11 protein-coding genes are annotated in these 14,163 nt (G+C 75.3%); 3 read left to right on the top strand and 8 right to left on the bottom strand.

Going from position 1 to position 14,163, the window contains the following annotated elements:
• Positions 1-38 precede the first annotated feature (38 nt).
• The 4 genes from lipB to ACFRQN_RS03240 all read right to left on the bottom strand — a co-directional run bounded on the left by lipB (position 39) and on the right by ACFRQN_RS03240 (position 5,261).
• Positions 39-809 (bottom strand): lipoyl(octanoyl) transferase LipB, encoded by a 771-nt coding sequence (gene lipB / locus ACFRQN_RS03255; RefSeq protein ID WP_049656811.1) that lies wholly within the window; start codon positions 807-809, stop codon positions 39-41.
• Between the two features lie 149 nt (positions 810-958).
• Positions 959-2,899, bottom strand: coding sequence for a helix-turn-helix domain-containing protein (locus ACFRQN_RS03250; RefSeq protein WP_380737828.1), 1,941 nt, complete (start codon positions 2,897-2,899; stop codon positions 959-961).
• 67 nt (positions 2,900-2,966) lie between these two features.
• Positions 2,967-4,346, bottom strand: coding sequence for an MFS transporter (locus tag ACFRQN_RS03245; RefSeq protein ID WP_049659105.1), 1,380 nt, complete (start codon positions 4,344-4,346; stop codon positions 2,967-2,969).
• 153 nt (positions 4,347-4,499) lie between these two features.
• A complete protein-coding gene (locus tag ACFRQN_RS03240; protein ID WP_049659106.1) occupies positions 4,500-5,261 on the bottom strand; it encodes a 3-hydroxybutyrate dehydrogenase in 762 nt (253 codons plus the stop codon).
• A gap of 380 nt (positions 5,262-5,641) precedes the next feature.
• Between ACFRQN_RS03240 and ACFRQN_RS03235 the strand changes: the two genes are divergently transcribed.
• Positions 5,642-7,534 (top strand): regulator, encoded by a 1,893-nt coding sequence (locus tag ACFRQN_RS03235; RefSeq protein ID WP_380737826.1) that lies wholly within the window; start codon positions 5,642-5,644, stop codon positions 7,532-7,534.
• A gap of 71 nt (positions 7,535-7,605) precedes the next feature.
• Here ACFRQN_RS03235 and ACFRQN_RS03230 read toward each other — a convergent pair whose 3' ends face one another.
• The 3 genes from ACFRQN_RS03230 to ACFRQN_RS03220 form a co-directional block, all read right to left on the bottom strand.
• Complete coding sequence (locus ACFRQN_RS03230) at positions 7,606-8,832, bottom strand: cation:proton antiporter (protein WP_380737824.1); 1,227 nt, start codon at positions 8,830-8,832, stop codon at positions 7,606-7,608.
• A 194-nt stretch (positions 8,833-9,026) separates the two neighbouring features.
• On the bottom strand, positions 9,027-10,358 hold the full coding sequence (locus tag ACFRQN_RS03225) for an FAD-dependent oxidoreductase (protein WP_380737822.1): 1,332 nt from the start codon (positions 10,356-10,358) through the stop codon (positions 9,027-9,029).
• A 449-nt stretch (positions 10,359-10,807) separates the two neighbouring features.
• Complete coding sequence (locus ACFRQN_RS03220; protein WP_074000879.1) at positions 10,808-11,713, bottom strand: TIGR01777 family oxidoreductase; 906 nt, start codon at positions 11,711-11,713, stop codon at positions 10,808-10,810.
• A gap of 76 nt (positions 11,714-11,789) precedes the next feature.
• Between ACFRQN_RS03220 and ACFRQN_RS03215 the strand changes: the two genes are divergently transcribed.
• Together ACFRQN_RS03215 and ACFRQN_RS03210 are read left to right on the top strand one after the other, a co-directional pair.
• Positions 11,790-12,296 carry a GNAT family N-acetyltransferase gene (locus tag ACFRQN_RS03215; RefSeq protein ID WP_380737820.1) on the top strand — a complete coding sequence of 169 codons (507 nt, stop codon included), beginning with the start codon at positions 11,790-11,792 and terminating at the stop codon, positions 12,294-12,296.
• Between the two features lie 151 nt (positions 12,297-12,447).
• Positions 12,448-13,587: a DUF2510 domain-containing protein gene (locus ACFRQN_RS03210; RefSeq protein WP_380737818.1), complete on the top strand. Its 1,140-nt coding sequence runs from the start codon at positions 12,448-12,450 to the stop codon at positions 13,585-13,587.
• Positions 13,588-13,628: 41 nt separating this feature from the next.
• Here ACFRQN_RS03210 and ACFRQN_RS03205 read toward each other — a convergent pair whose 3' ends face one another.
• Positions 13,629-14,144 carry a DUF4240 domain-containing protein gene (locus ACFRQN_RS03205; protein WP_049658975.1) on the bottom strand — a complete coding sequence of 172 codons (516 nt, stop codon included), beginning with the start codon at positions 14,142-14,144 and terminating at the stop codon, positions 13,629-13,631.
• Positions 14,145-14,163 lie beyond the last annotated feature (19 nt).

Raw genomic sequence — 14,163 nt, 5'->3', positions numbered from 1 at the left:
TGGGTGTCCGGCGGTGCGCCGGAGCCGGGCAGCGGGGCTCAGCGGCTGAGCGCCGGCTCCGGCAGCTCGGCGAGGACGGCCGCCAGGTGCCGCTCGACCACCGGTGCCGCCTCGGCGGCGGACAGCCCGCGCCGCAGCTCGCCGGTGAGCGAGGCGACGCCCGCGTCCCGGATGCCGCACGGCACGATCTTGTCGAACCAGGTCATGTCCGGGTCGCAGTTGAGCGCGAAGCCGTGCATGGTGACCCCGCGGGCGACCCGCACGCCGATCGCGGCGAGCTTGCGGTCGTCCCCGCGCTGGCCGGCGTTGGAGGGGGCGTACTCGGGGCCGGCCAGGCGCGGGTCGATGCCCAGGGGCAGGCCCATCCGCAGGGTCAGCTTGCCGATGTCCACGACCTGCGCCGGGTCCACCACGGCGTCCGGGATGGACTCGCCCAGCACCCAGACCCCGCTGCGGCCCTCGACCCGGGTGGAGTCGATGCCGAACTCGCCGGCGGTGCGGATCAGCGCCTCCTCCAGCCGGCGGACGTAGGCGATGACGTCGATCGGGTCGGGCAGCTTGACGATCGGGTAGCCGACCAGCTGGCCGGGGCCGTGCCAGGTGATCTCCCCGCCGCGGTTGACCTCGACCACCGGCGTGCCGTCCAGCGGCAGGTCGGCGGGGTTGGTGCGCTTGCCCATGGTGTACACCGACTGGTGCTCCAGGAGCAGGACGGTGTCGGGGATCTCGTCCGCGACCCGCAGCGCGTGCAGCCGCTGCTGCTCCTCCCAGGCCTCCTGGTAGGGCACGGTCCGCTCACCTATGCCCATGCGAACAAAACGCACGTTCTCGCTCACCGCTGCCGCTCCTTGCCAGGCGTTCGAGACCAACCTCGCCACTGTACGCCCAGCCCGTCCGAACCCCTTCAGCCGCCTGCGGGCAGCCGCCCCGCCCAGCCCGCTAGGCCGCCCTGCCCCGCTCAGCCCCCCGCGAGCAGCTGGAGCCGCAGCGCGAGCTGGAGCTCCAGCGACCGCTCCGGCTGGTTCCAGTCCCGCCCGAGCAGCGCCTCGACCCGGTCCAGCCGCTGGACCACGGTGTTCACGTGGACGTGCAGCTCGTCCTTGGCCCTGGTCAGGCTGCCGCCGCAGTCGAAGTAGGCGCGCAGGGTGCGGACCAGCTCGGTGCCGCGCCGGGCGTCGTAGGCCAGCAGCGGGCCGAGCGTCGCGCCGACGAAGCCGTCCACGTCGTGGCCGTCGCCGAGCAGCACGCCGAGGAAGCCGAGCGCCCGGGCGGAGGCGCCCTCCCCGGCCCGGCCGAGCACCCGCAGGGCCCGGAGGCAGCGCAGGCCCTCGCCGTAGGAGGCGGCCAGCGCGGACGGCCCGGCGGCCGGGCGGCCCGCGCCGACGGTGACCGGGAACCCGGCCAGCCGGGCCAGCCGTTCGGCGGCCTGCCGGGCGGTCTCCTCGGGGTCGCCGGCGCCGACCGCGCCGCCGCTGCCACTGCCGCCGCTGCCGCTCTCGACGGGCGTCAGCAGCACCACCGTCTCGGCGTGCTCGGCGCTGACGCCCCGGGAGCCGAACAGGTAGCGCCGGGCCGCCCCGGCCAGCCGTCCGCGCTCGTCGGTCTTCCCGTCGGCCGGCTCCGCGACCAGCACCAGGTGCGGCCGGGCGAGGTCGACGCCGAGCCGGCGGCCGCGGGCGGTGAGCCCGGCCGGGTCGCGCTCGGGGGCGGTCAGCAGGTCGGTGAGCAGGTCGCCGCGGATCCGGTTCTCGGTCTCGGCGACGGAGCGGCGCAGCAGCAGGAGCAGGGCGGTGACCACGCTGGCCCGCTCGAACAGCCGCCGGTCGGCGTCGTCGAGGTCGGGGCGGCCGCGCAGCACCATGGTGCCGAGCGCGTCGTGCCCGGCCAGCACCGCGCAGACCCACTGCTCGCGGTGCCGTACGGACCGGCCCTCGGCGCGGGAGGCGGCGACCGCCTCGGCCAGTTCGGCGGCGGGGGCGGAGCGTCCGGCCAGCGGCTCGCCCTCGGCGTCCAGGACCGCTATCTCCCCGCCCAGCAGGGCGGCGACGGCGGCGGCGACGTCCGGCACCTCGGCGCCGCGCAGCACCAGGTCGGTGAGCCGGTCGTGGGCCTGCTCGGCGCGCTGGACGGCGGCGGAGTGGGCCCGGACCAGCTCGTTGGCGGCGTTCAGCTCGGCGAGCGCGGCCCGGGTGTCGGCCAGCGACTTGGCGGTGTCCAGGGCGATCGCGGCGTGCGCGGCCAGCGAGCAGAGCAGCGCGACCTCGTCGGGGGAGAAGGCGCGCGGCGAGCGGTCGGCGGCGAACAGGACGCCGATGACCTGCCCGCCGAGCAGCAGCGGCACCCCGATGATCGCCACCAGGCCCTCGTCCAGCACGCCCGCGTCGATCGTGCCGGTGTGGTGGAAGCGCTCGTCGGTGCGGTAGTCGGGGGTGGCGTACGGGCGGGCGGTCTGGGCGACCAGCCCGCCCAGGCCGTGGCCGAGGCTGAGCCGCAGGGTCTGGAACAGGACGGAGACCGAGCCGTCGGTGACCCGCATGTAGGTGTCGCCGGCGGCCTCGTCCGGCAGGGTCAGATAGGCGGTGTCGGTGCCGAGCAGCATCCGGGCCCGGCGGACGATCGCCTGGAGCACGGTGTCCAGGTCCCGGGAGGCGGCGAGGTCCCCGGCGGTGTCGAACAGGGCGGTCAACTCGGCTTCGCGGCGCCGGTGTTGACGCAGGGTGCGGTGGACCCGCAGGGCCTGCCAGGTGGCGTCGTCGATCTCGGCGAGGACGGCGGCCGGCGCCCCGCGGCGGCGGGCGTCGGCCAGCACGTCGGCGAAGTCCTCGGTGGCGGCGCCGGAGGCGAGCAGGTCGAGCAGTCGCCGCAGCGCGGGCGCGGCGCTTTCCTGAGGGTGGTTCATGGTGCGTGCTGCCAATCGGCGTCGGTTCCGTCGGTTCCGAGAAAGCGCGATCGTACCGGCTCGGCCCTCAGACGACGGCGGGCCTTCCGGCCGCGGCGGCGTCCGGCTCCGGGCCGTCCTGGCCGGCCTGCCCCTCGACCTCCGCGAGGTCCAGGCCCCTGGTCTCCCGGCCGCAGAGCACCGCCAGGACGGTGACCGCCGCCGCGATGGCGACGTACACCGCGATGGGGGTGGCGCTGCCGTAGTCCTTGAGCAGCGCGGTGGCGATCAGCGGCGCCGGGGCGCCGGCCGCCACGGAGGAGAACTGGGCCCCGATCGAGGCGCCCGAGTACCGCATCCGGGTCGCGAACAGCTCGGAGAAGAAGGCGGCCTGGGGCGCGTACATGGCGCTGTGGAAGACCAGTCCGACGGTCACGGCGGCGAGCAGTGAGCCGAAGGACCTCGTGTCGACCAGGCCGAAGAAGACGAAGGCCCAGGCGCCCACCCCGACCGCGCCCACCAGGTAGACCGGCCTGCGCCCGACCCGGTCGGACAGCGCGCCGAACAGCGGGATCAGCGCGAACTGGATCGCGGAGGCGACCAGCACGGCGTTCAGCGCGGTCTGCTTGGAGAAGTGGGCGTGGTTGACGGCGTACACGAGCACGAACGTCGTCATCACGTAATAGGAGATGTTCTCCGCCATCCGCGCGCCCATGGCCACCAGCACCTCCCGCCAGTGGTTCCGCAACACCTCGACCAGCGGCGGCCGTTCGGGAGCCTTCCGGGACTGCTGCGCCGCCAGCGCCTGCTTGAACAGCGGCGACTCGTCCACCGCGAGCCGGATCCACATCCCGACCGCGACCAGCACCGCCGACAGCAGGAACGGCACCCGCCAGCCCCAGGCCAGGAACGCCGCGTCCGACTGCACCGCCGTCATCAGCGACAGCACCCCGGCCGCCAGCAGGTTCCCGGCCGGCGCCCCGCCCTGCGGCCATGACGCCCAGAAGCCCCGCCGCCGCTGGTCCCCGTGCTCCGACACCAGCAGCACCGCGCCGCCCCACTCGCCGCCGAGCGCGAAGCCCTGCACCAGCCGCAGCACCGTCAGCAGCACCGGCGCCGCGACCCCGATCGAGTCGTACGTCGGCAGCAGTCCGATCGCCGTGGTCGACCCGCCCATCAGCAGCAGGCTCACCACCAGCAGTTTCTTCCGCCCCACCCGGTCCCCGAAGTGCCCGAACACCAGCGCCCCGAGCGGCCGCGCCGCGAAGCCGATCGCGTAGGTCAGGAAGGAGAGCAGCGTCCCGGTCAGCGGATCGCTGTGCGGGAAGAACAGCTTCCCGAACACCAGGGCCGCCGCCGTTCCGTACAGGAAGTAGTCGTACCACTCGATCGTCGTGCCGATCAGGCTCGCAGCCACCACTCTCGGGAGTGAACTGCTCGCCGCCGTACCTCGTGCGGAGGTGCTCATGGCCACCACTTCCAGAACCAGGGGGGAGACGATGTCGCCACAAGGTAGGAAGCGGCCGACCCCGGGACTATGTGGGCGGCCCACACAGTCCCGGGGTCGAATGTGCCCGCTCTCCCTATGAGAGGGACGGCCGGACCGCGGAGCGCCCGCCGCTCAGTGCGCCGTCCAGCCGCCGTCGACGGGGAGGCTGGCGCCGGTGATGTACGAGGAGGCGGGGGAGCAGAGCCAGAGGGCGAGCTGGGCGACCTCGTCGGGTTCGATGAGGCGCTTCACGGCGGTGCGGTCGAGCATGATCCGCTCGACCACCTCGTCCTCGGGGATGCCGTGGGCGAGTGCCTGGGCGGCGATCTGCTTCTCCACCAGGGGGGTCCGGACGTAGCCCGGGTTGACGCAGTTGCTGGTGACGCCGTACGGCGCGCCCTCCAGGGCGACGGTCTTGCTCAGGCCCTCCAGCGCGTGCTTCGCGGTGACGTACGCGGACTTGAACGCGCTGGCGCGCAGGCCGTGGACGGAGGAGATGTTGACGACCCGGCCCCACCCCTGCTCGTACATGTGCGGCAGGGTGCGGCGCAGGATGCGGAAGGGGGCCTCGACCATGACGCGCTGGATGAGGGTGAAGCGGTCGGGCGGGAACTCGTGCACGGGGGCGACGTGCTGGAGGCCCGCGTTGTTGACGACGATGTCGGCGTCGTCCGGGAGGGCGTCCACGGCCCCGGGGTCGGCGAGGTCGGTGACGATCGCGCGGCCGCCGATCCGCTCGGCGAGCTCCTCGGCCGGGCCGGCCGCGAGGTCGACGACGTAGACCCGGGCGCCGGCCCCGGCGAAGGCCTCGGCGCAGGCCCGGCCGATGCCCGAGGCGGCCCCGGTGACCATGGCCGTGCGCCCGGCGAGCGGGCGGGCAGTAGAGGTGTCCATGGCCCAGAACGGTAGGAATCCGGCGGCCCCGCTCCCATGTGGCGGACCGCCACAGCATCCCGCCAGGTTGTGGCGTCGTCCGCCATGACGGCGACCCGCAGCCCGAACGGCGGATCGACCCTCGGAGAGGCCCTCGGAGAGGCCCTCGGAGAGGCCCCCGGAACCACCGACGGTTCGGCTACGGAAGACCAAACCCCTCCCGGCTCCGCTTCCCCACAATGGGCGCGGTTGCTTCACCCGTTCGGTGGATTGCTCGGTCAGATCCACCCATAGCGCCCGAATGCTCGCTACATTCACGCCGATTCCCGACAGGGGGCGCCGCCCCAGGCCGCCGAAGTGCTGGTGAGGCCCGGTGCGACGTCCGAGAGGTGTTGACAGACATGCCCCAACGGCCTGCAACCGACAGCCCGGCGTACGGACCGCTCGACCCGCTCGGCCAGCACCGAGGTCCGGTCGGCCGGACCCTTCCGGACGCCCCCGACGCCCTGACCGCCGACGCCATGACCGCCGACGCGTCGACCACCGACACGTTGACCGCCGACGCCCCGGACGCCGACGACCTGCGGCTGCCGGTGCAGGCCACACCCGACCGGCACGAGAACCCCGTCGCGCCCGCCCCGGCCCGCGGCGCCGGCCACTCCGGCCCGGCCCCGCAGAACGGCCAGCTCGCGGCGCTGATCGAGGAGGCCGGCTTCTCGCACGCGGGCCTGGCCCGCCGGGTCGACCAGCTCGGCCTGGAGCACGGCCTCGACCTGCGCTACGACAAGACCTCGGTCACCCGCTGGCTGCGCGGCCAGCAGCCGCGCGGGGCCACCCCGGCGCTGATCGCCGAGGTCTTCACCCGCCGGCTCGGCCGCCGCCTCACCGCCCAGGACCTCGGCCTGGACGCCTGCGCCCCGGTCTACGCGGGCCTGGAGTTCGCCGAGACGCCGCAGGAGGCGGTGGACATCGTGGCGAGCATGTGGCGCAAGGACAACGGCCCGCAGTCCGAGCTGCGCCGGATCGCCTTCACCCCGGCCGGCCTGGTCGTCCCCAGCCGGGACTGGCTGATCGGCCGCACCGACGAGCGGGTCGCCCGGGACGGCTCCACCCTGGCCCGGCCGGACACCGCCACCGGTCCACCCTCCGGCAGCGCCACCTCCGCGGCCATCACCGGCGCCCCGGCGCCGGGTGCGCCCGGCGCGTCCCCCGGGAGCCCGTTGCGCGGCCCGGCCCCCGGCGCCCCCGGGGCCCCCACCGCGCGCAGCACCGCCGGGACGACCGGCACCGCCCCCACCATCGGCCGGGTGCCGATCCAGAGCCGCCGGCCGCCGGTCGCCGTCGAGCCGCCGTACACCGACCCGGCCCGCGAGTCCCGCCCCACCCTGCGGGTCGGCCGCGGCGACATCGCCGCCATCCGGGCCGTCGGCGACCTCTTCCGCGCGCTCGACCACGCCTACGGCGGCGGCCACGCCCGCCAGGCGCTGGTCCGCTACCTGGAGAGCGAGGCCGAGCCGATGCTGCGCGGCCGCTACGGCGAGCAGATCGGCCGGGCCCTGTTCGGCGCCGTCGCCGACCTCACCAGGCTGGCCGGCTGGACGTCCTTCGACATCGCCGCGCACGGCCTCGCCCAGCGCTACTTCGTCCAGGCGCTGCGCCTCTCCCAGGCCGCCGGGGACCGCGCGCTCGGCGGCTACGTGCTGGTGACGATGAGCCAGCAGGCCGTCCACCTCGGCCACGGCCGGGAGGCGGTCCAGCTCGCCAGGGTCGCCCAGCAGGGCGTGGGCACCGCCGTGCCGCCGGTCGTCCAGTCGCTGATGCACGCCGCCGAGGCGCGCGGGCACGGCCTGCTGGGCGACGTCCGGTCCTGCACCACCGCCCTGGTGCGCGCCGAGCGCGCCCTGGCGGCGGCCCGGACGGGCGACGAACTGCCCTCCTGGGCGCGGTACTTCGACGAGGCCCAGCTCTCCGACGAGTTCGCCCACTGCTACCGCGACCTCCAGCAGTGGCGGACGGCCGCGCAGCACGCCGAGAAGTCGCTGCGGCTGCGCTCGCCCGCCTACGCCCGCAGCCGGATCTTCTGCCGCCTGGTGCTGGCCACCGCCCGGCTCGGCATGGGGGACCTCGACGAGGCGTGCACCATGGCCACCGACGCGCTGCGGGCGGCGGGGGAGATGCGCTCGGCCCGCTCGCTGGAGTACGTCCGGGACTTCCACCGCCGCCTCACCCCCTACCGCGGCAGCCCGGTGGCCCGCGCCTTCGAGGAGACGGCCCGGCAGGCGGGAGTGATCTGAGCGCGGAGGTGAACTGACCGGCGGAGTGCGTGGGGACGGGCCTCACGCACCCGGCGTACGGAGGCCCGGGCCTACCAGCTCTCGGCCCGGACCCTCGGCTGATCCGCGTCGGCCGCCACCGGCGGCCGCGCGCCGCCGCGCACCCGCTGCGCCGCCAGCGGGAACACCAGCACCGACAGCATCCCGGCGCCGACCAGCGCCGCCGCGGTGGAGGACGGCAGGTGCCCGGCGTCCACCTCGATGGTGGTGATCACCACGACCAGCGGCAGCGCCGTCGCCCCGTACAGCGCGAGCGCCGCGCGGTCGCGCAGGCCGAGCCCGGCCGGGGCGAGCAGCGCGGCGGGCAGCCCCCGCACGGCCAGGAAGAGCAGCAGGAACACCGGGACCAGCAGCAGCGTGCCCGGGTCGTCCAGCAGGGCGTCCAGGTCGAAGTTCATCCCGCTGACCACGAAGAACACCGGCACCAGGAAGCCGAAGCCGATGCCCTCCAGCTTGGCCTCGATCACCTCCTCCTCGGCCTGCCGGACGCCGGCCAGCAGCAGCCGGGAGACGATCCCGGCGACGAAGGCCCCGAGCAGCATGTCGAGGTCCAGCCAGAGCGCGGCGGCGACCATGGCGGCCAGCACCAGGATCACCGCGCGGATCGCGAACTGCCCGGAGGTGCGCAGGGTCCGTTCGATCAGCCGGGTGGTCCAGGCCGGGCGGGGCCGGCGCGCGCCGAACACGGCGAGCGTGGTGATCACCGCGAAGGCCCCGAGGATGACCGCCGTGCGGGCCGGGGAGTTGCCGCTGAGCAGGGCGGCGATCGCGATGATCGGCCCGAACTCGCCGACCGCCCCGGTGGCCATCACCAGGGAGCCGAAGGGCGTGGGCAGTTCACCGGAGTCGCGGAGGATCGGCAGGATGGTGCCGAGCGCCGTGGTGGTGAGCACCAGCCCGGCGAAGGCGCCGTCCAGCGGGTCCCGGTTGACCAGCGCGCCCACGCCGAGCCCGACGGCCACCGAGACCAGCCACGCGGTGCCCGCCCGTTTCAGCGGGCCGCCGCGCAGCTTGGCGAAGTCGATCTCGTAGCCGGCCAGGAACATCAGCATGGCCAGGCCGAACTGGGAGAGCGCGTCGACCAGGCCGTCGACGTGCGCCCAGCCCAGGACGTCCGGGCCGATCAGGACGCCGAGCACGATCTCGAACACGACGGTCGGGACGGCGATCCACCGCAGCAGCCGGTCGGCGAGCAGCGGGGCGGCCACGGCTGCGGCGGGGATCAGGATCAGGGTCAGCGGCTGGGCGGCGGCGCTCACCGCGCAACCGGCCGAACGGTCGAAACCATCCGATGAACGGTCAGAGCAGGCACCCCGGCATCCTGGCACGCCGTCGGTCTGTCACCCCGGCAGACCGCTGGTGTGTCCCGGTGCCCCGATGCGCTCCGGCGGTGGCAACGGCCGCCCCTGCCGCCCCGCCGCTCGGACCGCCCCGACGGCCACCCGTTCCGCCGTCAGGCCGCCGCCTCCGCCTCCCGGGCGTCCGCCGGGACGCCGAGGTCGCCCAGGACCGCCTGCGCCGCCCGCCGCCCGGAGACCAGCGCGCCCTGCACGGTGCTGGTGTCCCGGTGGTCCCCGGCGACGTACAGCCCGGCCAGCAGCCGCACCGGGCGGCGGGGGTTGTGCGGCGGCGGCATCGCGGGCAGCGCGTCCGGGACGTGCCGTACGCCGAGGAACTGCCAGCCCGAGGTCGGGACGTCGTACAGCTCGGTCAGCCGGGCCCGGACGGCCGGCTCCAGCCCGGCCGGGCCGCCCACGTCGAAGGCGCGCCGCCCGAGCACGGTGGTGGCGATCAGCGCCTGGCCGGCCGGGGCGTAGGACGGGTGCAGTTCGCTGAGCACCAGCGAGTGCGAGACCAGTGGCGGGTGCCCGTTCGGCCGGTCGCCGTCGAGCAGCAGGACGGCCTCGCCCAGCGGGGCGGTGTCGGCCGCGTGGTAGAAGGTCGTGACGGGGTGGAAGTCCGGCAGCCGCAGCCCGGGCAGCAGTCCGGCGGCGGAGCGGGCGTCGGTGGCGACGATGACGGCCTGGGCGCCGATCCGCCCGTGCGCGAGGGTCTCGACGCCGTCCGCGGCGATCGAGGTGACCTGCACCCGGGTGCGGACGGTTCCGGCGGGCAGGGCGGCGGCCAGCTGGGCCGGTACCGCCGCGATCCCGCCGGCGGGCAGACAGAGCCGCCCGCGCGCGTACGAGCGCAGCACCAGGTCGGCGATCCGGCTGCTGGTGCCGAGGGCGGGATCGGAGAGCAGTGCGCTGAGCAGCGGGCGCAGGAAGCCGTCCACGGTGCGCTGGGCGAGGCCGTGGCCGGCCAGTGCGCGGGCGGCGGTGGTCTCCGGGCGGGCCTGGAGCCGGCCGACCGGGGTGGTGGCGAGCCGGCCGAGCCGGCCGGCCAGCCGGGCCTTGTCCAGCGGGCTGCCGAGCGGGGCCCGGGCGGCGGCCTGCCGGGCGACGGCGAGCTGGGGGTCCCCGGCGCGGTACCGGCGGCCGGCGCTGTGCACCAGCACGCCGGGCGCGAGCGGGCGCAGGTCGAGGCGGTCGAGGTCGAGCGTGCGGCGCAGCTCGGGGAAGGCGGTGTTCAGCAGGTGACTGCCGTCGTCGAGCCGGAATCCGTCCTGTTCGCGGGTGGCCATCCGGCCGCCGATCCGGTCGGTGGTCTCCAGGACCTGGACGTCGAGGCCGTGGCCGGTGAGCGCGCGGGCGGCGGCCAGGCCCGCGAGTCCGGCGCCGACCACGACGACGTCCGGGTCGGACGGCCGGCGGGCGCGGCGGGTGAAGTCGTACGTGGGCACTGGGGTGCTCCCTCCCTGGTCCCGGGGCTCCGGCCGACGCAGGCAGCGGGGTGCCGGGACACGGTCCGTGGAGGGTGATGCCCAGTCAGTACGAGCATCAGACAAGCGCATCGGGCCGGATCCGAGGGCCGGGGAGGGTTGTGCGGCACCGGGCAGGGGCGCGGTCACGGACAGTGCGCCGTGGCGGCCGGGTTCGGGGGTCGGCGGGCGCGTACGGTCACCGGGGGCGTGCGACGCGCCCACCATGTGCTCCCGTGCGCCCCCTCCTCGGGCCCCCTCGGGCCGGGCCCGGCATATGCCGCTGGCCAGGGTGGATGCCGCGGTCGGAGTACGCACGGCTCCGCACGCCCCGCGCGCACACCCACGCGTCACATGCCCGCGCGCACACCCATCCGTCACACCGCCGCGCGCACGCCCAGGCGTCGCGTCCCCGCGCGCACGCCCACCGGTCACATCGCCGCGAGCACCGCCGAGTACACGTCCGGGTGGGTGAAGCGGAAGCCCGCGTCCAGCAGCCGCCGCGGCACCACCCGGTGGCTGCCGACCACCTCGACCGCCAGCTCGCCCAGCACCGCCTTGAGCACCGCCTCCGGCACCGGGAACGGCGTGGGCCGCCGCAGCGCCCGCCCGAGCGCGGTGGTCAGCTCGGCGTTGGTCGCCGGGTTCGGCGCGGTGAGGTTGAAGGCGCCGGAGAGGCCGTCGTGGTCGATCAGGAACCGCAGCGCGGCCACCTCGTCGTGCAGCGAGATGAAGCTCCAGTACTGTCGCCCGTTGCCGAGCCGCCCGCCGAGGCCCAGCTTGAACAGCGGGAAGAGCCGTCCGCCCGCCCCGCCGGCCGCGGACAGGACCATCCCGGTGCGGGGGTGGACGACCCGGATCCCGGCCCGTTCGGCCGGCCTGGCGGCGTCCTCCCACTCCCGGCAGACCTCGGCCAGGAAGTCGTCCCCGGCGGGGGAGTCCTCGTCGATCACCCGGTCGCCGGTCTGTCCGTACCAGCCGACCGCGGAGGCGCTCACCAGGACCTGCGGCGGCTCCTTGAGCGCGGCCAGGGCGACGGCCAGCGTCTCGGTGCCGTACGCCCGGCTCTCCCGGATCTCCCGCTTGTAGGAGTCCGTCCAGCGGCGGTCGCCGACCCCGGCGCCGGCCAGGTGCACCACGGCCTGGACCCCGGTCAGCCCGTCCCGCTCGACCTCGCCGAGCAGCGGGTTCCAGCCGATCGCCGTGCTGCCGTCCGGCCGGGGGCCGGTCTTGGAGCGGTGCCGGACCAGCCGGACCACCTCGTGGCCGTCCGCCAGCAGGGAGCGGACGAGCGCCGAACCGATCAAACCCGTGGAACCCGTGACAGCGATGCGCATGCGCCCATCCTCGCAGCTCCCGCCCGCTCCCGCGGTGTTCCCGACCGCCCGTCACCTTCGCATGCGTCCCGTTAGCATGACGCGCATGCCTGACGACGATCTGATCATCCGTACGGCGCGGAGCGAGGACGAGCGCGAACTCGCCGTCCTCAACCACGCCGCCTGGTCCGTCCTGTCCGACGTCTCCCCGCGACCGCCCGTCGAGGACCCGGTCTTCGACGAGCGGCACCCGGCCGAGCAGTACCTGCTGGCCGTGCTGGACGGCCGGATCGTCGGCTACATCCGTCAGGTCCCGGCCACCCCGCTGGCGAGCAACCGGCACGTCCGGCAGATCCAGGGCCTGGCCGTCGACGACACCGTCCGCGGCCGGGGCATCGGCCGCCGGCTGGTCGAGGCGGCCTGCGCGGCGGCCCGGGCCGAAGGCGCCCGCAAGCTGACCCTGCGGGTGCTCGGCTGGAACGCCCCGGCCCGTCGGCTCTACGAGAGCTGCGGCTTCGTCGTCGAGGGCTCGCTGGCCGAGGAGTTCCTCATCGACGGCCGGTACGTGGACGACGTCTGGATGGCCCGCCGCCTGGCCGACTGAGCCCCGGACGGCACCCCGCCGAGCCCGCCCGGGACCGCGCCGAAGATCCGAACAGGCTTGCCGCGAGCGGATGTTCGGCGTTCCGGGCCGGTGCCGAGTCGTGACGGTTCCGCGCTGTCTGGACCGCCGCCGCGCCGGGTACCGTACGCCCGTGAGCAACTCGACGCCTCCCGGGTGGTACCCGGTCCCGGGTGCGGACGGCACCCCCGGTCACGAGCGCTGGTGGGACGGCAACGCCTGGAGCAGCGAGGTCCGACCGCTCCAGGACGGCGTCGCGGGCGGGCTCGCCGACGCCCCCACCCAGACCCGGCCGCCGTCCGACCAGCGGCCCGGCTACGGCTACCCCGGCGGCCCGGCGGCGCCCTACGGCCACCCGGGCCAGGACGCCCACCAGGCCCCGGCCTACGGCTACCCGGGCCAGGACGCCCACCAGCTCCCGCCCCACGGCTACCCGGGCCAGGACGCCTACCAGACCCAGGGCCAGGCCCAGGGCGGCTACCCGCTCCAGGGCGCCTACCCCGGCCAGGGCCCCGGCTACGGCTACCCGGGCCCGGGCTACCCGCCGCCCCCGGCGGCCAAGGCCAGGCCGCAGACCGGCCTGGTCATCGGCATCGCGGTCGCCGTGCTGGCCGTGGGCGGGATCGTCGCCGGCATCGTGTTCAGCGGCGGCGGCGACCGGAGGGCGGACCCGACCCCGGACCCCACGGTCACCGTGACCCAGAGCGGCAGCCCCACGTCGAGCCCCAGCCCCACCGTGCCCACGCCCACCCCCAAGCCCAAGCCCCTGCCGGTGGTCAAGAGCACCGTCCCCGACCCCCAGCACGCGATCACCGTGCCGGTCTTCGACGGCTGGGACGTGTCCACCAACCCGCCGCACTCGACGGTCTACCTCGGCACCGGCCGCTACAGCTGCCCGGACGGCAGCTCCTGCATCCGCGGCCAGTTCTCGGTCGAGAAGGACACCGTCCAGGGGACCACCCCCAAGGCGGCCGCCGACGCCCAGATCCCCGTCTACGCCGGGCAGATCTTCTCCGGGGTCAGCTCGCACACCGACGCGGGATCCGGGTACGTCAGGGTGGCCGGGGTGCTCGGCTACGCCACCCGCTGGCACATCCGCACCACGGACGGCACCCAGGGCTACGTCCTGCTGGCCGCCCTCCCGGCCAAGGGCGGCGGCTACGTGGTCATGGAGGGCGGCGTGGACGACAGCCCGGCCGCGCCGGACTTCTCGGCGCTGGACCAGATCCTCAACGGCATCCAGCAGGACAGCTCCTCCGGCAGCAGCACCTGACGAAACCGCGAGGGCCGGTCCGCCGGCCCGGCCGGTACGCCCTAATCCCCGTACCGCTCCCAGAGCTTGGGGTAGCGCTTGGCCATCACGTCCGGGTCGTCGAAGTCCAGCGCCGGCCCGGACGGCTGCTCGGCCTGCCGCCCGCCCACCTCGGGCAGCGGCAGCCCGGTCAGCCGCTCGTACGCCTCGTCGGCGGCGTAGCCGAGGTCCTCGGCGTCGCCGTCCTCCTCCTCGTCGAACTCCGGCAACAGGTCCGCCAGGTCGTCCGGTTCGGCCAGTCCGCCCTCGAAGACCTCGCGGCCCTGGCCGATCAGCCAGAAGCGGAAGTAGTCGAAGGAGTCGTCCGAGGCGCCGTCGAGCAGCAGGTAGGCCGCGCCCCACAGGTCGTTGCGGTAGGCGCGCCGGAACCGCGCCTGGAACAGCCGGGCGAAGTCGATCACGTCGTCCGGGGTCAGCTGGAGGAGCCGTTCCACCAGGAGGTCGGCCTGTTCGTCGGGGTCGCCGTCGGCGGCGTCCCGGGTGTCGTCGATGATCTGCCAGAAGTCCGTCTCGTCCATCACCGCTCAAGCATCCCCG

Source organism: Kitasatospora sp. NPDC056800 (assembly GCF_042789775.1).
Lineage (GTDB): Bacteria > Actinomycetota > Actinomycetes > Streptomycetales > Streptomycetaceae > Kitasatospora.
This window is presented reverse-complemented; position numbering and strand designations above follow the sequence as displayed.

Bases quoted from the DNA above. Each gene is read 5' to 3' on its own strand.
- ACFRQN_RS03220 (WP_074000879.1), bottom strand. From the start codon at position 11,713: ATGCGCATCGCTGTCACGGGTTCCACGGGTTTGATCGGTTCGGCGCTC.
- ACFRQN_RS03245 (WP_049659105.1), bottom strand. From the start codon at position 4,346: ATGAGCACCTCCGCACGAGGTACGGCGGCGAGCAGTTCACTCCCGAGA.
- ACFRQN_RS03215 (WP_380737820.1), top strand. From the start codon at position 11,790: ATGACGCGCATGCCTGACGACGATCTGATCATCCGTACGGCGCGGAGC.
- ACFRQN_RS03205 (WP_049658975.1), bottom strand. From the start codon at position 14,144: ATGGACGAGACGGACTTCTGGCAGATCATCGACGACACCCGGGACGCC.
- ACFRQN_RS03240 (WP_049659106.1), bottom strand. From the start codon at position 5,261: ATGGACACCTCTACTGCCCGCCCGCTCGCCGGGCGCACGGCCATGGTC.
- lipB (WP_049656811.1), bottom strand. From the start codon at position 809: ATGGGCATAGGTGAGCGGACCGTGCCCTACCAGGAGGCCTGGGAGGAG.
- ACFRQN_RS03235 (WP_380737826.1), top strand. From the start codon at position 5,642: ATGCCCCAACGGCCTGCAACCGACAGCCCGGCGTACGGACCGCTCGAC.
- ACFRQN_RS03250 (WP_380737828.1), bottom strand. From the start codon at position 2,899: ATGAACCACCCTCAGGAAAGCGCCGCGCCCGCGCTGCGGCGACTGCTC.